The 22,948-nt window shown below is 51.6% G+C and carries 17 protein-coding genes; 3 read left to right on the top strand and 14 right to left on the bottom strand.

All coding sequences use genetic code 11. The annotated features are described in order from the left end of the window. Position 1 precedes the first annotated feature (1 nt). A complete protein-coding gene (uvrA, locus tag VGA08_02170) occupies positions 2–2,812 on the bottom strand; it encodes an excinuclease ABC subunit UvrA (GenBank protein ID HEX9679403.1) in 2,811 nt (936 codons plus the stop codon). A gap of 140 nt (positions 2,813–2,952) precedes the next feature. Between uvrA and VGA08_02165 the strand changes: the two genes are divergently transcribed. Then, on the top strand, positions 2,953–3,216 hold the full coding sequence (locus VGA08_02165; GenBank protein HEX9679402.1) for a hypothetical protein: 264 nt from the start codon (positions 2,953–2,955) through the stop codon (positions 3,214–3,216). On the opposite strand, the gene sbcB is transcribed toward VGA08_02165, so the two are convergent. The 8 genes from sbcB to VGA08_02125 all read right to left on the bottom strand — a co-directional run bounded on the left by sbcB (position 3,213) and on the right by VGA08_02125 (position 17,625). Continuing rightward, complete coding sequence (sbcB, locus tag VGA08_02160) at positions 3,213–4,652, bottom strand: exodeoxyribonuclease I (protein HEX9679401.1); 1,440 nt, start codon at positions 4,650–4,652, stop codon at positions 3,213–3,215. The two genes, VGA08_02165 and sbcB, sit on opposite strands and share 4 nt — an antisense overlap. A gap of 101 nt (positions 4,653–4,753) precedes the next feature. Further along, on the bottom strand, positions 4,754–6,028 hold the full coding sequence (gene obgE, locus VGA08_02155) for a GTPase ObgE (protein ID HEX9679400.1): 1,275 nt from the start codon (positions 6,026–6,028) through the stop codon (positions 4,754–4,756). 48 nt (positions 6,029–6,076) lie between these two features. Further along, positions 6,077–7,081 carry a LysM peptidoglycan-binding domain-containing protein gene (locus VGA08_02150; GenBank protein ID HEX9679399.1) on the bottom strand — a complete coding sequence of 335 codons (1,005 nt, stop codon included), beginning with the start codon at positions 7,079–7,081 and terminating at the stop codon, positions 6,077–6,079. A 457-nt stretch (positions 7,082–7,538) separates the two neighbouring features. After that, a complete protein-coding gene (gene mltG, locus VGA08_02145) occupies positions 7,539–8,567 on the bottom strand; it encodes an endolytic transglycosylase MltG (GenBank protein ID HEX9679398.1) in 1,029 nt (342 codons plus the stop codon). Between the two features lie 14 nt (positions 8,568–8,581). Further along, entirely contained in the window at positions 8,582–8,983 is a 402-nt protein-coding gene (gene ruvX / locus VGA08_02140; protein HEX9679397.1) for a Holliday junction resolvase RuvX, read from the bottom strand. Continuing rightward, a complete protein-coding gene (locus VGA08_02135; GenBank protein HEX9679396.1) occupies positions 8,980–10,587 on the bottom strand; it encodes a baseplate J/gp47 family protein in 1,608 nt (535 codons plus the stop codon). Before VGA08_02135 ends, ruvX begins: the two co-directional genes overlap by 4 nt. Beyond that, positions 10,584–11,876 (bottom strand): cell division FtsA domain-containing protein, encoded by a 1,293-nt coding sequence (locus tag VGA08_02130; protein HEX9679395.1) that lies wholly within the window; start codon positions 11,874–11,876, stop codon positions 10,584–10,586. Before VGA08_02130 ends, VGA08_02135 begins: the two co-directional genes overlap by 4 nt. A 3,817-nt stretch (positions 11,877–15,693) precedes the next feature. After that, complete coding sequence (locus VGA08_02125; protein ID HEX9679394.1) at positions 15,694–17,625, bottom strand: alanine--tRNA ligase-related protein; 1,932 nt, start codon at positions 17,623–17,625, stop codon at positions 15,694–15,696. Positions 17,626–17,732: 107 nt separating this feature from the next. On the opposite strand from VGA08_02125, the gene VGA08_02120 reads away from it, so the two are divergent. Further along, positions 17,733–17,942: a hypothetical protein gene (locus tag VGA08_02120; protein ID HEX9679393.1), complete on the top strand. Its 210-nt coding sequence runs from the start codon at positions 17,733–17,735 to the stop codon at positions 17,940–17,942. Between the two features lies 1 nt (position 17,943). After that, entirely contained in the window at positions 17,944–18,180 is a 237-nt protein-coding gene (locus tag VGA08_02115) for a hypothetical protein (protein HEX9679392.1), read from the top strand. Positions 18,181–18,504: 324 nt separating this feature from the next. Here VGA08_02115 and mnmA read toward each other — a convergent pair whose 3' ends face one another. The 5 genes from mnmA to VGA08_02090 form a co-directional block, all read right to left on the bottom strand. Next, positions 18,505–19,587 carry a tRNA 2-thiouridine(34) synthase MnmA gene (mnmA, locus tag VGA08_02110; GenBank protein ID HEX9679391.1) on the bottom strand — a complete coding sequence of 361 codons (1,083 nt, stop codon included), beginning with the start codon at positions 19,585–19,587 and terminating at the stop codon, positions 18,505–18,507. 90 nt (positions 19,588–19,677) lie between these two features. Next, on the bottom strand, positions 19,678–20,565 hold the full coding sequence (locus VGA08_02105) for a PKD domain-containing protein (GenBank protein HEX9679390.1): 888 nt from the start codon (positions 20,563–20,565) through the stop codon (positions 19,678–19,680). Positions 20,566–20,610: 45 nt separating this feature from the next. Next, positions 20,611–21,585 carry a hypothetical protein gene (locus VGA08_02100; protein HEX9679389.1) on the bottom strand — a complete coding sequence of 325 codons (975 nt, stop codon included), beginning with the start codon at positions 21,583–21,585 and terminating at the stop codon, positions 20,611–20,613. Between the two features lie 71 nt (positions 21,586–21,656). Beyond that, positions 21,657–22,694, bottom strand: coding sequence for a hypothetical protein (locus tag VGA08_02095; GenBank protein ID HEX9679388.1), 1,038 nt, complete (start codon positions 22,692–22,694; stop codon positions 21,657–21,659). Between the two features lie 22 nt (positions 22,695–22,716). Continuing rightward, on the bottom strand, positions 22,717–22,948 hold a 232-nt coding region (locus tag VGA08_02090; GenBank protein ID HEX9679387.1), incomplete at its 5' end, for a hypothetical protein.

Below are 22,948 nucleotides of genomic sequence, written 5' to 3'. Positions count from 1 at the left end.
CCTAAAGCACCTTCTTTAAATACTGCCCGGTGAACGATTTAGCTATTTTGACAATCTGTTCGGGAGTGCCTTCGGCTAATATCTTGCCGCCGGCTTCTCCGCCTTCCGGACCCAGATCGATTATGTGATCGGCTGATTTGATAACGTCGAGGTTATGTTCGATAACCACCATGCTATTGCCGGTTTCGACCAATGCGTGCAACACACTGAGTAATTTTTTGACATCGGCCATATGTAAGCCGGTGGTCGGTTCGTCCAAGATATAAAGTGTCTTGCCGGTTGCCCGACGTGATAACTCCGAAGCCAGTTTTATCCGCTGGGCCTCACCCCCGGACAGGGTAGTAGCCGGTTGGCCCAATTGGATATAACCCAGGCCGACCTCGACCAATGTTTGCAATTTGCTTTTAATAGCCGGGATATTGGCAAAAAAATCCAGAGCCGTTTCGGCCGTCATGGCTAAGACGTCGGCAATATTTTTACCCCGGTAATGAATCTCCAACGCTTCGCGGTTATAACGCTGGCCGTGACAAACCTCACACGGTACGTAGACATCGGGCAAAAAGTGCATTTCGATTCTAATGATGCCGTCCCCCGAGCAGTTCTCACACCGTCCGCCTTTGACATTAAAGCTGAACCGCCCCGGTTTATAGCCCCTGATATTAGCCTCTGGCGTATTAGAAAAAAGCTCGCGAATCGGCGTAAATACACCGGTGTAGGTTGCCGGATTTGAACGCGGTGTCCGGCCGATTGGCGACTGGTCGATAACCACCGCTTTATCCAAAAATTCTACCCCTTCAATATCGTCATGCCGCCCGGCCACGGTCTGGGCACGTTGCAAGCGATGGGCTAGCTCCTTAGCTAAAATATCATTTATCAGACTCGACTTGCCCGACCCGGACACGCCGGAAACAACCGTCAACACTCCCAGCGGAATGGTGGCATCGAGATTCTTCAAATTGTGCTGGCGGGCATTCCTAATAACTAGCCTCTTACCGTTGCCACTGCGCCGGTTTTTGGGCACCGGAATTGAAGCCTTACCAGATAAGTACTGTCCGGTGATACTCTTGGGCTGCTTTGCGATTTCCGACGGTGTACCTCGGGCCACGATGTCACCGCCGTGAACACCGGCACCCGGTCCGATATCAAGAACGTAATCGGCCTGGCGGATAGTTTCCTCGTCGTGCTCGACGACGATGACGGTATTGCCTAAATCGCGTAAGTGCTTGAGCGTTTTAATCAGGCGATTATTGTCTCGCTGATGCAGCCCGATTGACGGTTCGTCTAGCACGTATAGCACTCCCATCAAGCCGGAGCCGATTTGGGTGGCTAATCTGATGCGCTGGGCCTCGCCGCCAGACAGAGTTTTGGCGTTGCGGCTAAGAGTCAGGTAACCCAAGCCGACGTCGAGCAAAAACCCCAATCTAGCGTTCAGTTCTTTAAGAATTTGCTTGGCGATGATTTGTTCTTTGTTATTAAGTTTGAGGTTCTTAAATAAATCCTGGCTGTCTTCAATCGCCAGTTCAGTGATATCAATTATCGAAAAGTCCCGGATGGTTACAGCCAGCGACTCCGGTTTGAGTCGTTTACCTTGGCACTCATGACACGGCCGCTCGCGCATAAAGCGTTCGATATCGCGTTTGATAAAATCCGATTCGGTTTCGCGGTAACGGCGCTCCAAATTGGGAATCACGCCTTCAAAGGTCGTCTCATAGCTCCGGCCGCTACCCAAAGCCACTCGGTATTTATTGGCGCCGGTTCCATATAAGATCAAATCTAACTGTTCTTTGTTTAGCTCTCCGGTCGGAACGTGAACCGAAAAACCATTTGCCTCGGCTACCGCCGCTACTTTTTTCTGATACCAAGTATCTATTCTGATTCGGTTCCAGGGCCGGATGGCTCCTTCGGCAATCGTCAGATTGCCATTGGGTATAACCAATTCCGGGTCGACTTCCATTCTTGAGCCTAGGCCGGTACAAACTGGGCATGCGCCATGAGGGCTGTTAAAACTAAATAGCCGCGGTTCCAGCTCAGGAATACTGACATCCGGGTGGTCGGCGCAAGCAAAATTGACACTAAATAAATGCTCGCTTCCGCGCTCGGCATCCACTACCCGCACCACGCCGTCGGCCAACTCAATCGCCTGCTCGACCGATTGGGCTAACCGGCTCTGGGAGTCCGGTTCGTTGACCGCCCGATCGACTACGACTTCAATCGTATGTTTGTATTTTTTATCGAGCTCGGGCCACTCGTCCAGCGCGAATACTACGCCGTCGACTCGAGCGCGGGCGAATCCTGCCCGTAAAAACTGTTCCGGAATGTGCTGAAATTCACCCTTTTTGTCGACTACAATTGGTGCCAGTATCAGCAATCGCGCCTTGGCTGGTAGCTGCCTAACGGCATCGACGATTTGCTGGGAGGTCAGCCGTTGGACTTCTTGGCCGCAAACCGGACAATGAGGCACGCCGATTCGGGCAAACAACAATCTTAAATAATCATAGATTTCAGTTACCGTGCCGACAGTGGAGCGGGGGTTGCGGCTGGTTGATTTTTGGTCGATGGAAATTGCCGGGCTGAGGCCGTCGATCTGGTCAACATCCGGCTTTTCCATCAGACCCAAGAACTGCCGGGCATAGCTACTCAGCGACTCAACGTAACGCCGCTGGCCTTCGGCGTAAATCGTATCGAACGCCAACGACGACTTACCCGAACCTGACAAACCCGTGATAACGATAAATTTTTCCCGCGGCAGAGCAATATCAATATTCTTCAGATTGTGTTCCCGCGCCCCCTGAATGGTTATTTGTTCTGCCATAAGCCGACGCATTATAGGACTTTCTCCCCTGTTTTTCAAGACCAGAGCAAGTAAACAAGGCAGAGCATAAGCATTTTATTCAATATATATTGACAACTGTCAATATGGTTGTTATCTTGTTTGTAATTTAGCGAGCGAGTATGGCAGAAATTTTTTTCTGGCTGGCCGGCATTACCGGTTCGGCCGTGGTTTTTTCTAAAATTTGGGACGACCTCGAGACGCCCATTCTAAGGTTGGTAGCGTTAGGCCAAGTGCCCGGAACTGAGCTTTTTTTGAGCTTCAATCAGATCTTAGTCATCGCCCTGGCAATATTCAGCGCGTGGCTGATAGGAGAAATAGTTTTTTTTCGGCGCCGCCTCAACCGGCAAGTTGAACAAATCGCCATCGAACTTATCAGTCTTTAATCAAACAGCTTGGCCGGAGCAATACTCTCGGCATAGAGCTTGAGCTCTTCTAATAAGTAGGTGTCCTTTGGGTCGGTCCGATAAGCCGCCAGTTGGTTAAGTCGTTCGGCAAACTTGGCTAAGTTTAGGCTGTTATCTATCCCATTTATTAACTTATCGGTTCGCCAGCCTTCCCAACGAGCAGCCTCATCACCGCTTAAGGCCTCAGGAAAATTACGGGCTTTGTAGCGTAACCACAGCGCATCTAGTCGCTGATCGATAAAATCGAGCTTGAGTTCGGCTAAGGCGGCCGGACTGGCTGCCGTAATAGTATTAATAGCGGCCTTATCCTTGGGCCCTAAGAATCCAAACCGATCATCGTACAGCTGTCCTTCCGGGTCAGTTCGCCGTGGTAGGCGCTCCATACCTTCAAAGGCGGTGTTCAGCCGAGCGGCAAAGGCTGGTGTTTTATCGAGAATTTGTTGGTGTTTTAAGGCAGTTTCTAGATTCAACCCGATTCTTTTTTCTGCTGCCTCATCCAATGTACTGATCGGCGCTACCGCCGGGGCACGATTAACGGCCAGCTTCTTGACCGGCAGCCGGGGGAGCGGTTCTGACTCGTCGCGCGGTCGATAGATCAACTCGCGCAGCTGTTTTACATCCAGGCTCATAAATTCGGTCGGGTCATAGCGCAGGTCATAAATCAACCGCTTATTGCTATCTTGGGCGTCTTGGCCGACAACAATCGCGACGGTCGTTTTTAAAAACTCGCCGTCGTAGCGCCCAGAAGAATAAACGAAGGGCTGTTTAGCGATAATCTTGTCCACAGCCGCTTTGTGTCGGCTGTCTAGCAAAAAATTAAACAGCTTTGGCTGGGCGGTTTTGAGCTTTCTGGCCAGTTCCAGCGTGGCGCTTATGTCGCCCAGGGCATCATGGGCATCAATCAGATTGACGTTGTTAGCACTAGCTAAGGATATGAGCCGATTGGTCGGCTTGCCTTCGCCATCGACCGGCCAGCTCAGGCCGGTCGGCCGCAATGCCCGAGTCAAACGGAAGGCGTCGAGTAAATCCCAGCGGGAACGAGCATCTTTCCATTGCCACTGGTATGGATCATAAAAATTGCGCCAAAACAGGTGGCGGACGAATTCGTCGTCAAACCGAATATTATTAAAGCCGACGCTGATCGTGCCGGGAACAAAGACCTCGTTTATCAGAAGTTGGCTGAGTTGGGCCTCGCTAATACCTTCGGCCCTGACTTTTTGGGGCGAAAGGCCGTGCACCAACACCGCCTCCGGTTCCGGTAACATGTCGTCGGACAGTTTAACCAGTACATTAACCGGCTCACCCATCGGCTTTAGGGCGAGATCGGTCCGCTGGCCGGCAAACTGCATAATCCGCTGATAGACCGGGTCTATACCGGACGTCTCCAAATCATAAAAGAAAAAAGTCTGGGCCATAGTTCTTAAAGTATAAAGGATGGCTTTTTATTCGGCTCGAACGCAACGTTCTGACACCCGACTCAACCTCTGGGCAATCCATATAGACGCGGTATTTGGTTTTAGTACTCCAGCCGGTCTTTGACGTCTTTAAACCCGATCTTGTCGCCCGCCAGGGCCCCACGGCGGGTTAACTCCTTGAGCACGCCGGTTTTTTTGAGGATGTCCTTCAACCGCCGGACGCCCCATTCATTATCAAAGTTTGTTCGCCTGGCAAAGCCTTCGATTTTCTCACCCGCCACCCGCCAATGATTTTTATATTTTATAACCGACCATTCGCCGGGTTCAGCTTTGTAAGTTACGATCTTGACTCTGCTTTTACTCTTGACCTTGGTCTTTGCCGCCTGCGTTCGGCTAACTATTAGAGCCAAGTCGGCCAGCAGTGGCTTTATGCCTTCGCCCGTGACTGAAGACACGGCGCATACTGTCGTCGCGCGAGACAGGTGGGGCTTTAATTTTTTTATCTGGTCGTTGACGATTTCATCATCCAGGCCGTCAATTTTTGTCAGACCGATTAACTGCGGTTTCCGGGTTAAATCGAGATGATAATCGCGCAGCTCGACTTGGATTGTTTTATATGCTTCGGCTACGTCTTCGTTATAGGCGTCAATCAGATGAAGAATAACCGATGTGCGTTCAATATGGCGCAGGAAAGCGTCGCCCAGACCCTTGCCCTGGCTGGCGCCGGCAATCAGCCCGGGTATATCAGCAATCAGCAAGCTTCGCCCGCCGACATCAGCCACCCCAAGGTTGGGAATCAAGGTCGTGAAAGGATAATCCGCCACTTTTGGCCGGGCGTTGCTGACGACTGATAAAAAAGTCGATTTGCCGGCATTGGGCAGTCCAACAAGACCGACATCAGCCAGCAGTTTCAACTCGAACACGCCGTCATAAGCCCCGCCGGGTTCGCCTTTTTCCGCCACTCGGGGAGCTTGGCGAGTCGAATTAATAAAGTGGGCGTTGCCAAAGCCACCGCGGCCGCCGCGGGCGATGACGGCTTCTTGGCCGTCCTTGGTTAAATCGGCCACAACTTGATCGCCTCGCTTGATTTGGGTGCCTACCGGTAATGTTATCTCTAAATCGGCTCCGCTCTTGCCGTGCCGGCGTTGCGGGCCACCTGGTTGACCGTCCGCGGCGATCACTAACTGTTTGTGCCGAAAGTTCTGCAGGGTGTTGACATTGCGGCTGGCCCGGGCCAGCACGCTGCCGCCATGACCACCGTCGCCGCCGTCTGGGCCACCTTTATCAACAAACTTTTCCCGTCTAAAACTAACCAGGCCGTCACCGCCGCGGCCGGCCTTAATTTTAACTTGGACGTAATCAACAAACACGCTCATAACACTTATGACACTAAAGCTAAAGCCATCGCCAGTAAAGCCCCCTGGCTAGTAAATAAATTTGTACTGGCTTATTTCGCCTGGTTCAATCGTGCGATAAGTTACGCTGTTCCAATAGGGGTAATTCATGTCAGAAACCTTGATTGAGCCGTCGTCGTTAACCTGTTCGACAAATCCAACGTGACCCAAACCGCCAGCTACCCAGGTCGCCCGGTGCCATAAAATTGCGCCTTGTTTCGGCGTCTCGCCGACCGACAAGCCAGAGGCTTGAGCTAACGACAGCCAAGTCACGGCGTTACCTAAGTTCCGCGGCACCGCCCGGCCAATCTGAATCCGGCGGTTAGCGGCGTGCCAGGTGCAGTAGCCATAAGAATAACCGTTACCGCCATATAGCGGTTGCGAACCAAAAGCAAAACCGTACCCGCTGGAGAAATAAGTCGGGCGGTCAGCTGGTTTCTCGCCTTCGGGGATAATCACTTTGTCGCCAGGCTTTAGCCCGCGCAGCTCGGCGTCATTAAAAGCCACTACATAGTTGGCATTGGCGCCAAATCTGGCAGCAATCGAGCCGGGCGTATCGCCTTGCTGAACGATGTAGCTCACACCGGACACTGGTAATATCCGCAGCCGTTTGCCGGCCGCCACGGCGTTGCCGCTTAAACCGTTTTCCCAGCGGATCGTATCGCTGGTAATGTTGAACCGACGGGCAATCGAACTGATGGTGTCACCCGGCTGAACGACATAGTTTAAGATATCCTTGTTGGTCTTAGCATCGGTCACAACTTGTTGCGGTTTGGTTAAATACGAGCCTTCAGTCGTGGAAAACTGAACCTTGGCCTGTTCCGAGTCGGCTAGGTTCTGAACGTTGTCGGCTACGATTAGTTCAACGCCCTTGGCAATATCGGCCGCGATTTTAGCCGCGGAGAACTCGTCGACGGCGCTGACACCGCCGCCCAGTCCGCCGATGTAAGCTAACGGATCTGTCGGCTGGTACTTATCGGGCCGGGAATAGAATATAAAAGCCAAGATCAGCAAAGCCACGGCTAACGGCGCCAAAAAGTGAACGTGCCGCTTGGCGCTACGCTTAACAGACTCTCTGGTCGTAACTACCGTTTGACGGGCGGTCGACAGAGTATGTGTGATGCTCTTTTTCGATATGGCCGCAGAATCTGTGGCTGCCGGCCATTGTTGGCTGCGTTTGATACGCGGCTCCTTAGCCGCTGTGTTACCACGGCGGCGACTTCGCGTTACTTTGTCTTGCTCCTAATAAGGACAGAGGGAGTTTCGACCTTTACTTAAAGTGTTACTACCTCTTATCGACATTTGGCGGAAGGTTACCGGTGATTAAGGGCGTTGTGCCTAACCCCTCAGCTCAAAAATTACCGATAAACTAGCCGATTCTAGCAGATAAGCGCGCTTAAAGTCAAGGTTATTCATAAGCAAAATTACCCCTGTTATTAAGATTTCTATAAAATTTATGCTTAAATTAGTCAATTAAGTAGCTGCGGTTCGCCTACAACCGGCAGAGTTCGTGGCAATATTTATTGACGTTAGCTTGGTGTTCGGCTTCAGTCTTGGCAAAGTATGTTTGACCGTCGTCACCGCTGACAAAATAGAGGTGGTCGGTGTCGGCCGGGTTGGCTACGGCCTCCAGTGCCGAGATATTGAAATTGGCAATCGGGCCGGGCGGCAAACCAGCATGAATCCGAGTGTTATATGGTGAATCCACATCTGGCGTGGCTTCGACGTCTAACAAGGCGGCAGCATAGCGAAAAGTCGGATCAGCGCCGAGTGGGATACCCTCCTTTAGGCGTTTTAAAAACACCTGGGCGACCTGTCTTTGCACCTCAGGATCGGTGACCTCTTTCTCGATAATCGACGCTAGGATAATAGCTTGGTGGACACTCAATTTCTGGCGCTTTAACCCCCGCAGAATGGGATCGCTGAGTTGCTCATAAAAGACGTCGAACGACCGCTCAATCGTGTCGGCCACGGCCGAGCTACCGTCGATCTTAAATGTTTCAGGATAGATATAACCCTCCAACGTGGCATCGTCGGGCAAGTAAACCATTAAGGGGTGGTCATAACGCTTTTTCAAGGCCAAATCGATATCCTCGGCCTTAAAGCCAGCTCGCTCGAGGGCGTCTTTAATCTGGTCCAGCCGCAACCCGGGCGGAATCGTTACCAGACTGGTATCAACCTGCCCGTTAATAATGATGTCGGCAATCTCAGGCAGGGTTAAAGCCGCATTCAACCGATAAGTCCCGGCCTGCAGTACTGGCGTTCCGTCCAACCGGTTGATATACCAGATAAAAGCCCGAGAACTGCGGATTAGCGCCTGCTCCTCGAGTGATTCGGCCACATCGGCTGTCGAGGTTCCAAGGGTAATCGCAAATACTACTTCGTTTCCTTGCTCACTAACCGGCCGTAAATTGCTGCGGTACCATTGTTCGGCTACCAGCCAGCCAGCCATTACTAGCCCGAGCAAGACCAGGCCGATAATACTGAATAACCGCCTAAATTTTCGTTTATTAACTGGCATTCGATGCTCGTACTTCATCTTAGAGTGTCCAAATAATCTTGCAATATTATAGCGGCTGCCCGGTCGTCAATTGGTTTTTTTTGTCCAAATGGCCGCTGCCGCTTTAACCCCACTGATGTCGCCGCTTCATCTTGCCAAAACAACGGCAGGCCCAAGCTTTCCAGCCGGCTGGCAAAATTTCTTGTGGTTCGGGTTTGCTCGGTCTCCTGGCCGTCCAGCCCCCGCGGCAATCCCGCCACCAGCGCCACGGCATTCTCCTGATCAATCAGCTGCTTCAGCCGCCCAAATTCGTGTCCGTCCATTGCAATCACCGCCAACGGGGTAGCTAATCGACTAATCGTACTCCCTCGGGCGACCCCAAGTCGTTTGCTACCGATATCCAAGCCCAATACTACTCCGCCCGGCTGACCGCTCATAAAGCGGCGTCGTTGACGTTTAGAATAAACTCGATTCTGCCCGGTCGCGGCGCACTGAAGACCCAAAATGGTTCAAAATCGGCATCGACCTCAATCACGCCTGGTCGGCTGCGGATAATGTTGACGGCCTCGCCAAAACGTTTACCGCTGATATCTTCAGCCAACTGGGCCGTGTCCAAATCCGGACCGATAAACCCTTCGGTTCTCAGGCGCAGGTCCATTTTGCTGTTGCTCTGTTTTTCTACCAGACTAAAGACTAGCTCGTCTAAGCCATTCCGATAAATAATCTGATCGCCACCCTCAAACTGGCCGGTTTGATAATCCTCAACCGCCTTTTTCAGCGTTTCCCGCGCCAGCCCTAACATGGTTAAGCTGGCTTCGGCCGTCACTTTGGCCGTCGCTGCTTCGGCGCCGACCGCCGGCTCGCTTTTGGCTGAACCAATTTTAACTACCAAGCTTTCATTTAACGGCACAATATCGTCGTCGAACTCGTCACGCAACAGGCTCACCAAGTCAGCTCGATCTGTGTCGGCCAGTTGCTTTTTAGCCGCGTCGACGTCTTTTTGGGCAACTATCGTAACGTTCTTATCGGTTCCGCCGCTCATGTCCCCGCCCACACCGTAGGTCAAACTACCAACCCCGTCGATATCATAAACTTCGCCGGCCGCCAGATTGTACTGTGTCCCCGGAGCCACCGATCTTAACTGCATATCAACCGTTCCTGGAACGACATTGCCGCCGCCGTCAACCGTCGCGCCCGGTACGGTAGCCGATTCTGTCGCTTCAAATTTCAGGCCGCCACTCGAAGTAAAATTCGTCCCGGCCTCAATCGTGTGGGCAATTCCGGTTTCGTTTCTGACTTCCACCGGGCCGGAAGCCTTTTCGCCGATATTCTTTTTGCCGGTCGGAGTAAAATCCTGGCTGATTGTTTGTTTCAGCTCGACTTGTTCGGCCTTAAACTGGTTCTTCTCAAAATCGTCGACCTCCAACCCAGCGTCTGCCGTAAACTCAAAAACCGTGTCAACGCTGGAAGTTTGGGCGCTGATGGTTATTCTCGCTTTGGGCGCGATAAAAAACGCCCACCACCACAATAGACCGAGGCCAAGAATGGCCGCTCCGATCAGCAAAAACCGACTGCGGAACCGGTCGAAACTAGGAATTTTAAACCGTGGCTTACTGGTGTTTTTAGCCGGCTCGGTCGGTGCTGGCTCATTTTCCAAAGAAGCCTCGCCGGTGGTGTGATGCTTGTCAAGTTCGCCCACCGGCGCAGTCGGATCCAGTTCGGCGCCATCGATAACCGACTCGTCCACCAGCGGAGCGTTTTCGGCCGACGGCAAAAAGGGCTTGGTGTGCAGATTTGGCGCCACATACAAACCGACCCCGCCGGCTAGACTCAGCAACGAGGCTTCACTGGTCACCAACACCACTTGTTTGTTAGACTCTTCCGCCGTTCGCTTCAGTAGTTTCATATTGACGGCACTGATTAACGTGGTCGAGCGCTTGGGCGGTACCACGGCCACGATTTTAGCCGCGGCCGACTTGACTTTGTCGATGATGGTAGTGATATCGTCTTCGATATCGATGTAAATGGTGTCTTTCTTCATACCTTGAGCAACTTATTGAGTTTGTCGCGAATACTGCCGCTATCTTCTGCTGGATTAACCGTATCGAGGCCCACTCGTAACAGGCCCATAGCGGTTATGAATGTATGATCGGTGACTTTGCCGCTTAAGTCAACCACCCCGACTACCTGGCTCGGTTCGATTAATTTGACTTGGGGGCGCTTGGTAAAGGCCACTTCTTTATACCACTCGCCGGCGCCTAAGGCGTCGGTCAACATCCGCAACGACGCGCCGCCGCCGCACAGTAATAAATTGTTGGGCAGTTGATCGACCTTATCGAACTCGCCCAAGGCCAGTTTGACACCGTCCAACCAGACGCTCAGGGTTTTTTGGGCGGCGGCCGAGGCTTTTTGTTCGGTAGCTTCTTCTAAGCCGGCTTCGCCCAGCTTCAGCTTGATATCCTCGGCTTCGTCAAAACTCTTAGTTAGTTCGGCCGCAATCGTTTTAGTAAAGGCCCGGCCGCCGATACCAAACATTTTAGTACCCTCCACGCCACCGTCGTTAACCACGGCCACGTCGGTGGTACCGCCGCCGACGTCGATCGTCACCGCGCTTAGGTTGCTGCTGGCGTCGGTGCCGATTACCGCCCGTGTCACGGCAAACGGTTCGGCCGCCACCGCGATAAGTTCCAGATCGAGTTCGTTAGCGACTCGCTCGAGCGCTCCGATGTGAATCATCGGCGCAAAGGCCGTGTAGATCTGGACGGCTACGTCCTTGCCTTGAAAACCAATCGGGTTGGTCACCTTATAGGCGTCGATATGAATCGATACCAGCGCCGAATTGACCAGTTTAACGTCAACGTCTTGGTTGCCGGTCTCCCAGGCAACTTGGGCTTTAGCCTGCTCATAGGTCCGTTTCTGGACTCGACTCAGGATATGTTCCATCTCTTCGATAGTGATTTCTTTAGCCGGTTCGGGCCGTTTGTACCGGACGGTGTTGGTCGTGCCCTTGACCAGTTCACCGGCGATGCCAATTATCGCCCGGCGGGCACTGACACCGGCCTGGGCTTCGGCCTGGGTCAGAGCTTGGTCGCAATTAGCCACAACGGCCGAAATGTCGCTAATGGCACCGGAATGCATATCGCTTAACCCTTGCCGTTGGCGGCCGACTCCGATAATTTTGATTTTATCGCCCTCAACCCGGCCAATCAGGGCTTTGACAAATTCGGTGCCGATATCCAACCCAACGATATGCTTAGCTTGGTCGTCGGATTTGGTCCTGACCGCTGTTTTTACTTGATTTGATATCTGTTTTAGTTTAGCTAAAACCATTCTGTCCATTATACCTTAACAACGCTTATACTTAAGGGGTAGTTACAAAATAATTGCTTTGCCTTGATTGTTGACAAAACCCTTGCTCTATGCTAAGATACCTCCCAATCCTTAAGGTCGATTGGCTTTAGGGTGTTTTTTAACACGGATAGGTTTTTTATCTTTCCCAGCTCGGTGCTAGGAGCCAACTTTGGTTTGCTCCAGCCACCGTGGTTTGCTCCAGCCACCGAGTTCGGGAACGTCCCGAGCATGGATAGGAGGTGCGTATACACAACCGAGACTCCCTGTTTTCGGTCCTCAAGTCGTCCTTCATGTCGTCTTTCGCCGCCATCAGCTGACCCGGCGCCGGCACCAGCACCAGTCACAACAGTGACCGCCTGCCTACACCGCCGAAGGGAAGAGGTAATAATGCTCTTATGACTTTGGGCCCCAGGGGATCAACAAGTTCTTGGGAGCACCAACTCCCAAGGTTTCATTCCATCTTTATGGTGGATCGTGGGCGCTTGAGAGCCACTATGTTGTCATCCGCCCACGCGCGCCAGGTTCCCGATCAACTAGCGGCGAGACCGCTCATGGTTAGAGTTGATCGGTGGTGTCAGATCAAAGGCTTAGTGCTGCCCTCCCTTCAGCAGCCTGGCCTGAGATTGGCGCCCCTGCCCGCTTCTTGTCTTGCGCAGAAAACCAGAAAACGTTGGCTTGCCCCCTTGGATAAGGAGCGATGCCACGGCGCTTGAAAAGAACGGGCTAGGTTTCCGCTGAGCTAAGCCGCACAAACTTCGTGCTGAGCAGCTCGCGGCGGATGCTATTCCGGGGTTGGTACCTCACTGGTCTTACCTAAGATCAGTCACACCAACCCCGGAACCGGGTCCAAGATCCTTATCGCAGCCGTGAAGGAATGCGCAAGGAGCGTGCCGCCAAACGTGGCCGAACGAATGCCACAAATTGGCACGCATTAACAAGCAGCCCGCGCGGGGAGGGATGGCTCCTTCACTCTGGCCCGTAGCCAGAGCCTGAACTCCCCCACTTGACCAACAACCTATCTACACCCCGACCTCGGCGGCCTACAAATTTGGCCACCCGGCCAGCTTTGCCGCCTTGGTCTTAATCTTCACTCGCGCTGGATATATCGAGCCCGGCTGAAGCCAAAGCAGAACCCGAAATATTTCAGGGTTCTTTTTGTTTGACACTAAAACCGGTCAATGGTTGAATAAATATGGTCTTTTGCCGCTACTTGGCAAAGGTGTTTTTTTGACAAAGAACGAGTTGATCCTCGTGGGGGGCTAGCGGGCTTAAAGTCTTAAGCTCACCAGTCCCCTACGCGGAAGGAGGCTTATGATCATCGCGGTCATAAGGTACCTCGAACAACCCTATGTGGTCCGGCGCCATCGACGGCGCCGAGAACGCTGAGGACTTAGGGGCCACCCGCCCGATCGGACCGCTTCTCAGGCGACCAGTCGAGTAAATGGGGTGGCCCCTAGGGGTTTAAAAGGTCTGCCGGAATGCAGGCGCTGCCTGGCAGAAGGCGCTCCGCTGGCGCCGACAACGGGAGTCATCCGCTAGCTGGCGGTTCGGTCGCCGAGCAAGTGGGTGACTCCCGAAGAATTAGCCCCTTATTCCAAGGCGGCGGGCATTACTTGGTTGGGCTATACCTCCCCAATCGAGTGACCTGGAGCGGACCCGGCTGGCTTCAGCCGCCGCTCCCAGGATTGGCGCTGAAACATCGCGTCTAATAGATCGCCCTGGTGGTTCCCCTACCGGTCGCGGTACCACCAACAGGTGCAACCGCAGCCTACTACGGCCCCCAAAACCACCAGGGCGAATAATCTCATCGCGGAGTCCTCCCACCGCGCTGAGACCAGCGGGCTATGGACTGGCTGTGTCTACAGCTCTGGCACAATTTGGCCCGTCCCGTTGCGTGATCAGGCTGGGGCCTCCTGCTCTCCAGGCACGGCCTGGCCCCAGCCCGATCAACCAACTTGTTCTTTTATTACCTTGGCGGGAAACATTGATCGATGATTTCGATCGACCTTTCCTGCCTTGTCCGACCAGACGGTTCAAATTTTTTTGAGTCCTGTGGCCGAAAAATATCCAAGTTAACCGCTCGGATGTTTTTTATTTCAGCTGGTTTGACGCCAATCGCTGCTCAGGTCTAAACTAAAACCTTAGAGCTTGAGTTACCTAGGCTTGCTCGGTTTGTTCCTGGGCGGGCAACCGTTCCAAGCACAAACCTGTCTGGCAGAGTAGACTGCCAAAAAAAGAGCAGGCGGCTGTGGCCTTAACCAGCCACGGTCGATGTCTCCCATCGGAGGCAACCGGCCGCAAAACTGCCCCAGTGCAACTGGGTAAGGCCTCATCGAGGCTAGCGGCGGCCGCCGGGCCAACGGGTGGGTTTCGTTAAGCGAGTAGCAAATTTGGTTGAAGGCACCATTTCCTCCCGACCATATGGTCGTTCTCGCCCGTCCAGACTTGCTATAAAGTTTGCTCAATCACCCCAAAAACACCCGCGTTTTTGGGGTACCGAATCGAGCAAACTACTCCACCCGGCCCCGCGGCCTCTTTAAATAAACTCAAGCTCCCATCAATCTTTAATTGATTAAGACGGCAAGGTGTTGAAAAATTGTGCACAAATTTGGGTCAGTCAGGTTTGACTTTCATCTGCCATAGCCGTATAATCGTTCTACTTGTTTCACTTCATTTGGGAGGCGAAGCAATCGTAGCTTGAGTTTGAGTATTGTTATTTTCGGACACATTTGAGGTTTTTAGAAGAATTAAAAACTTCAGACGTGTTCGAAAGTTCTAGATCTTGCCTGCGGTAAGTGCCTCCACTGAGAGAGCGCCCGCTGGGCAGTCCATGGTTGAGAGCCCTGGTTTCAAACTTGAGGTCTTCGGATCTTAGGCAAGGACTAGTCGCACAACCTGGGCAAGGTAAACCTACTCAAGGCGCCTAAAAAACGTCGTGAGAAAGTTTCCTTAGAAGAGCCTGGCTTAGGCCTCGCTCGATTTGTTTCTGGATTCGGCTCTATCCGGAAGCAGCACCGGGGTAGGTGGGTAGCAGCGAGATCTCTTCGGAGATTGAACTGGCGAGGCTCGTTTAGCGGAGTCGTTAAAAGCAGGACCTGTAAAGGTCTCGCTCGATCGACATCGTCTAATATGCGCCTGGCGGACAGTCGGAGAAATTAGCGAAGGCCTCGGCCCAGAGCTGACACTCTACCTGTCCTACCCTCCCGCCCTAAAAATAACTCAAACCAAGCTACACCCCCACAACCTACAAGCCCGCGATAGGGTCTTTTTTAATTTCACCTATTGACATTTAAGCATAAGCCTGATTCAATGACACTTAGACGCTCTGCTTGAAGCCTCAAGCGGAAAATCGTCCCCGACAGATCCAGCCGGGACGCTGACAAAAAACAAAAACTCGCACCCGCACCAAAACCACCGACGTCGATCGCCAAGAAAGGAGCTCGCCATGCTTGGCATCCGTTCGCACCGCCAGCCCGCCCCCTCTGATCGGCCCCCGTAGCAAAACAGCGCCTTGTGCGCTCCCCGCTCATCTCCCCTCGCCCCGAAAACTCCCCCCAACCGCCCCGGTGCAACGCCCAGGCCCAGGGTCAAAAAAACAAATTCGCGTTGGAAGCCACTTCCGATTTGAATACGTTTTCTGACTTTGGGCCACCTGGGCCTCTCTTTTGTTTTCTACCCCCGGCTGGATCTGTCCTCTCTCACTCTAAAATCAAACATAATATCAAACAGCAAAACCCCTGTCTAACAGGGGTTTTGTAATTATAAAAACTATATAACTAATTATATAGTTTTTTGATTACTTCAAAACAGCTTTGATTCGACGTATGCCTGATGAGCTGGACTCTTCCTTGATAATTTTAAACCTGCCGGTTTCCTTTAGTTCGCAGGTATTATCGACGTGCGGGCCGCCGCAAATTTCAAAGCTATAACGCTGATCGCCCTCGCCCACGGTGTAGACCTTGACCTTGTCTCCATATTTATCGCCAAACTGGCCCAATGCACCTTTACTGATTGCTTCGCTGGTTGGATATTCCGTATAGCCAACCGGCAGGCATTTATCGATTTGTTGGTTTATCAACTTCTCGACTTTGACTTTTTCTTTGTCGGTCAGTTTTCCGGGATGCTCAAAGTCAAACCGCAGACGCTCTTTGGTGATATTAGCCCCCCGCTGAATAACGTGGTCGCCTAAAACTGTCTTTAGCGTAGCGTACAGCAGGTGAGTAGCGGTATGCAGCCGTTTATGAGCGTCGCTCTGGCCGCCCAAACCACCTTTAAACTGGCCCTTGGTGGCGGTGCGTGAACGAGCTCGCTGTTCTTCCATCAAATGATTAAAGTCGTGCCGCCAGTTGCTATCAACTTCTATGCCGCGTTTTTTAGCCTCTTCCAGACTGAGCTCAACCGGAAAACCGTAGGTGTCGTAAAGCATAAAAATATCCGCCCCTTTCATATAGGGATAGAAAGCATCCGTAAGTTTTGTATCTTTTACTTCTTTGTTGTTTACAGAAATTGTTATGGCCAATTTTTCGAACTCACGCAATCCTTTTTTTAACGTTTGGCGGAAGATTTTTTCTTCTTTGGCTATGGTTTGAACCGCCATCTCGGCTCGCTCCGCCACTTCCGGGAAATCAGCTTTGTACGTATTTACGACTACCGGTACCACTGCCTCGCTCAGACCATGCTCAATACCGAGTTCATGGGCGTTTAACACGGCCCGCCGAATCAGCCGGCGCATAACGTAGCCCTGCTCTTTGTTGCTCGGCACTAGCCCGTCGACTGCCAACCAAACGGCGGCGCGCAAGTGGTCGGTAATAATTCGTTTTGATTCGATATGATCCTCATATTTTTTACCGGACATCTCTGCCAGTTTTTCAATCACCGGCCACATCAGAGAAATTTTAAATACATCAGGGTTATTATTGCTGGCAGCGGCAATGCGCTCCAGTCCGCCGCCAAAATCCACGTTTTTATTTGGTAAGGACTTAAAGCCATCTTTGGTTCTGACGTATTCCATAAAGACCGAGTTGCCGATTTCTAAAAATCGGCCACAATCGCAGTTTGGGTGGCATTGGGCACCGTATTTCGGATCGTGATCAGTGCCAAAATCATAAAACACCTCGCTATCGGGTCCACCCGGCTCGCCTATAGGCATCTCGTTAGGCAGGCCGGCCCGGCTCCACCAATTTTTGCTGGCATCGTAATAAAATATTCGTTCGTTTGGCTTAATGCCGCGCTTATAGCCATCGGCCGCGCTGCCGATATCAGCTGTTTCGGCCTTGAGCCTGTGTCTTTTAAACAATTTCTGCCAGATGGCGGCCGAGGTTTCGTCACGCGGGAGTTTTAAGCTTTCGTCTCCAATGAAACAAGTGACATAAAGTTTGTCTGAGCTTAGTCCGACTTCCTCGGTCAAAAAACCCAAAAACCAGCCGAGCTGTTCGTCTTTAAAATAATCGCCCAAAGACCAGTTGCCCAGCATCTCAAAAAAAGTGGTGTGCCGGTTGTCGCCAACCTCGTCGATATCCTCGGCCCTAAGACAGGTTTGTGAATCAACCAACCGCTGGCCGTTGGGGTGTTTTTCTCCCAACAAATATTGAATGAGCGGCTGCATGCCCGAGCCGGTAAAGAGCGTAGTTGGGTCACCCAGCGGCAGCAAATTCGCTCGGGGGATAAGTGCGTGCCCCTGTTTTTTAAAAAATTCTAAATACTTTTGCCGGATTTCCTGTGCTGTCATATTTTTTAGCTTTGCTCACAATTAGTATCTGGAGTATTGTAGCAAAATTTGACAGCACAGTTTGAGTGTTGTTAGGTTAGATAAGTTCGTCGAGGAGGAACCTTTAAATGCCTATCATCTGGTCTGTCCTGCTGTTGTTCTGCCTCTTGTTGGAAGTCAACTTGCTTGTGGCGGCTTTCTTAGACCCCAGCGAGCAAGCCCACCGAATGGGGCGATGGGTCGGCCGGTGGGAGTTCGTTTCCGGCCGATACCCGGACGTAATGCTGTTCTTTGTGGTTAGCTTGATTGGGCTTATCACGACTACCAACGGAGGTTGATATGTTCTATGACATCGAGTCGGCAATCGCTACCGATAAGCGGCTGGCGCTGGGCCGGCTCAACGGCGCCTTGCTGGCGGCGGTAGTCGACTTTGCCATCTTGGCAAGTTGGGCGCTCAGCAAAAACTGGGTACTAACCCTGCAGATGACCGCTGCGAGCTTAAGCGCGGCCGCGCTGCCGGTGTTCGTCTATGTGCTCGAGCCCGCCAAAAAGAGCAGACGCCGTGATCACAGCTGATCTGCCTGACAACTACCATCCGATAGTTTGGCTGGTGGGCTGGGTAGTGCTAGTGGTGATTTTTCGCCTCATACGGCATAGATCGCCCGCCTAAGCTGCCACTTAGGCAAATCGTACCCCTTCGAGCAACGATGACTCGCAGGGGCTAAACTGCAGCCGATTCTGTCCTCGACGGACTAGTCCAGAATCGGTTTTAAAATATTTAAAAAAGATCTAATTATTATCATTCCACACACCAATGCCAAGCAATCCGTAGGGGCATTCTATAGAATGCCCCTACCAAATTACGAAAGCGAATACCGTTTGACAAGGACTCAACGAGCGCTAACTAATAATACCGCCGCCCAAAACTTCGTCGTTGTCATAAATAACTACCGACTGACCGGGCGTGATGGCTCGTTCGGCTCGATTTAGTATAACCGTAGCTCTCCCCGACCTAATAGCTCTTACCTGACAACTAAGAAGTTTCGAGCGATAGCGTACCCGGCAGCTATAACCGGCTTTGGCTTTGGGCGGTTCGTTTATCCAATGGGTATCTGACAACTGAATTTGGGCTTGCCAGAGGTGTTCATTATCAAGCTGCTTAGTAGCATATACGAGATTTTTTCTGACGTCGGTGGCGGTAACGTAATATGGCAGGCCGCCGCCGATGTTCAGGCCATGCCTTTGACCAATCGTATACAGCACGGCCCCGCCGTGCTGGCCGATAACTTTACCCGTGACGACATCAATTATCCGGCCCGGTTTAACCTGTACGAACTCTTTAATAAAATCGTCAATTCCGACTTCGCCGACAAAGCAAATACCCTGTGAGTCTGGCTTCTGGGCGGTAATCAGTTGGTTTTTTTTAGCAATTTCCCTGACCTTAGGTTTACTCAGCTCGCCAATCGGCAGCAGCGTCCTGGCTAAGGCTTTTTCCGTCATCCGGTACAAAAAATACGATTGGTCCTTGTTCTTATCAACACCTGTTTTTAGCACGAATCGCTCTCTTTTTGGTTGTTGGCTATTGGTTGTTGATTGTTCTAGCGAAACGCGAGCATAGTGCCCAGTGGCGATTTTGTCGGCTCCATTTTCTCTGGCTGTGTCTAAAAACAGCTTGAATTTTATTTCTTGATTACACATTACGTCCGGGTTGGGTGTCCGGCCGGCTTTATAGTCGGAAATCATATAGTCCACCACTTTTTGCTTGTATTCCCGCTGGAAATCAAACACTATAAAGGGAATCCCAAGCTGGACGGCTACACGTTTAGCGTCTAGCATGTCTTGTCGCCACGGACAAACCACCCCGCCGATGTTTTTAGTCCAATTCTTCATAAAAACCCCGGTTACTTGATGTCCCTGCGCTTTTAATAAAGCCGCCGTAACGGAACTATCGACTCCGCCGGATAAACCAACAAATACGCGCATAACAAGGCGCAAGTATACAGGAATTTGTATCTGGGAATAAGGCAGAACCGATCCCTTTTCCAAAAATACTGTCTCCTAAATACTAGTGTATTAGAGCTGGACGGCTTTGCCTGTTCGAACGGCGTTTTTAATCCGCCTGACCTCATATCGTCGTCCCAGCCAAAAGGTCGAAATCACAAAGAAGAACATGACATAAATCGGCAACAAGGGAATCCGAAGATTTTGGCTGAGTCCTGAACCGCTTTCCCCCGTACCGGCAGCATTGGCGTCTTGAGCGCTCGGGCCGTTGGCAACTGCTACCAGCTGGATAAAAGCGGTCTTTCCGCGCCCGTCAGTTGCTCTAACCACCATCCTGTAGACACCCGGCTCAAAATAAGTATGCTCAACCGTAAAATTACCCGCTAAATCGAGGGCCAGCTGAGAGGTTTCACCGTCGCCCCAATCAACACTGATGGCAAACGGCCGTACGCCACCACTGATGGCCAACGGCCAAGTCAGCGGTGTACCGGCGTTGGCGCCCCTCAGGGCAAAGTTCGAAGTCAATATCAATTGGGCAATGCCGTCGTCCTGGGGTCCGTCATCGTATGTCACCGTGACCTTATTAGAGTCCGGACCTGGCTGATCTAACGAATCAAACACCTTAGCCACCAGCTCGTTTTTACCGCTAAACAGGTCTATTTCCAATTCGAACGTTCCCTGGCTCGAACAGGGCACAGCGCCAGCAAAAACTTGATTTTTAAACAGCTTAACTAACAGATCCTTCGGGCAAATTCCCTGAACCTTGATGGGTATGTCACGAAAAGTCTGGCCGTTGGTCGGAAAGCTTATTGTCGCCCCGACCGTCGGCGGATCGGTTGGAATCGTACCCTCGATACCGACCGAGCCGGTTTGGGGGTTGGTCACCTGCGCTAGTGCTGGATATAAGCTAACCAACGCTAGGGCGATACCGAGAAGAATTTTATTTTTTATGTTTTTCATGATGAAGCTCATGCTTGCACCAGTATACCACTCGAGGTGCCTATCTTATGAGTTTCTTTTGGCTTGAGCAACCACCCGTCGATTATAGGACTTTAAGCCGCGAGTTACGAACCAGATAACCAAAGCGATTAGCGCTAACGCCACGAGGATGAGGCGCCAAGGTATAACCCAAAAAGTAGTCGTGGCAGCAATAATCTCTCCGCCGCCCTCACCAAAAGACAGATTGGCCTCAACTGTATATCGGCCAATCTTTCCGATGTTGTGAATTTCATCTTCAAAAGTTCGGCTGCTCTGCGGCAATACATTACCCCGGAGCTGTCCGCCGTTAAACTCATAGCTGTAGACTTCATTGCCAAAGATGTTCTCAATCGCTACCCTGCCGAAAGGCTTCAAGATCGAGTTGCCAGTATTGTCCAGCCCAATCGCTAATGTATTTGGCGCCGATTCAAAGATACCCCGAGTGGAACCGTCACGTCTGGCCTCGATAAACTGCAGTGTCAGTCCCTCCGTGACATCGCCCGGAATTGAAACCAACAGTAAGCTGCCAACGCTGGCGTTTAAGGCGACTGCACCTTCTTCGGCAGTTATACCCTTCGGCGCAAATCTGACTATTCCAAAGTAGCCACCGGGGTTTAAGCTGTCCGGCAAGTTTACTGCTATTGTTACCTTCTGGGAACCGCCCGGTTCAAGCCGAAAATCAGCTGGTAAACTTACGTATTGCTTTAGGCTAAATGGTGATTTTTGGTCCGGGTCCACGATAATTCTTGGTTGACCAGTTACGTCGTCTGATTCAAAGTCGTTCACAATTACCGTCACCTCGATGGGGGCTTGCGAGATGTTGGTTATTTCTACCTCATATGACTCCGCCTGCCCTGGAGCCAAACTATATTCTTGTCTGACTGGTGTTATTCGCAGGCCGTTACCCGAACTTGTGTTGTCATCCTGGGCGTGGGTGTTAATAGCAAATAGCATTAGCGTTCCAACTAGCACGGCTAAGAACATCAACCTTATTCGATTCACGTCAAACGATCTATTTTTAAGCATTTTTCTTTCCTCCGACTTATTGCTTTATATAGTAGCAAAAAATCGACTTAGAAAGTAGCTGTGCCAATGTAGGTCAGTGTGGCGGTATAGACCCCTGGATTTTGACTTGGACTGATATTTACGAGGTAAGAAACGGTTAGGACGGTGTAGTTGGTCGGTAAGGGCGATGAAGCAATTATGTCACCGTTTCTAAACGTAAACTCGTTAATAACGTTATAGTCGCCCGTTGGTACCGTCGTTCCCGGTCCGGCTGGGTTAATCCCCACGTTCGGACTGGAGTTATTTCTAAGGTTAAAACCGAACTGACTGCTGCCAACTGACGATGGAGACCTTGTACCCAAGCCAGTAATCGTGTTTACGCCAGAAGTCATGGTTGTACCTATAACACTTATGGCCAAGCCGCCGACACCGTTCGTCGCCCCTGCAAACTGTGAAGTTGCGGTTGAAGATAACGATTCGTCCAAAATCCCCAGGTCGATGAGGTTGCCGGTAGCGCTGGAGCAGTCAGCGGCCACGCTAAGTCCGACACAAAATGACAGGAAGGGGGGTACGAAAGCTGTTACATCAAATCGATCAGTCATAGCAAAGGCTATGCCCGCTTCTTCAGTCGATGGGTCGCTGCCGTCTGCCGAGGCGTAGGTTATCAATCGGACAAAGTAACTGGCTGCCGTATCCGGATTAATAACATTATTAAAATCATAGGTTACGGTTTGTGGGGTAGCCAATGTCGGCACCCTGGTTAAGATTAACTCATTTGGTGTTATCACAGGATCGATGGTAAAACCGGTTTCACCAGTCTGAGCGCCAACCGTCGCGCCGCTGATATCAAACCCTGTCGGGGCAGTGCACGGATTAAACGGTATCGGGTCGTTCGAACAAAACTGAAACCTAATCGATCCGAGAGAAGAGGCCGAGGTTATATCAAACTGGAAGCCATATGTCGTTGAAGCGCTTACTTCGGTTGTCCCTACTTGTAAACTTCTGTTTAGTAGCCCTGGTGCCGAGTAGATAGGTACAAATCTTAATGCTGGCGCCGCTATAATCAGCAGCGCCAGCATTAGCTTTACCGGGGTTCGTGGTCGCATCCACGGTCCTTCCTTAAAGTCTTTAGAACGTCGGTGTAGCGATGTAGGTGCTTACTACCGTGTAGGTACCGGTCGGCGTAGTGATGGCTGATGTCGCGGCAAAGCGCAGGATAAGCATCTCATCATCTACAACTGTGGTCGAGGTCGCGATTCTATCAGCTGTACCGGTTTCGTCCCAAGCCCATAAGTCACCGGCCGTGCCGTCGCCGGCATATTCAGCGTCGCGGACTAGGTTGGCGGTTGTACCGTTAGTG

It is taken from the genome of Candidatus Saccharimonadales bacterium, assembly GCA_036397795.1.
GTDB lineage: Bacteria > Patescibacteriota > Saccharimonadia > Saccharimonadales > DASWIF01 > DASWIF01.
The sequence above is the reverse complement of the archived record's forward strand: the minus strand, read 5'-3'. Positions and strand labels throughout refer to the sequence as shown.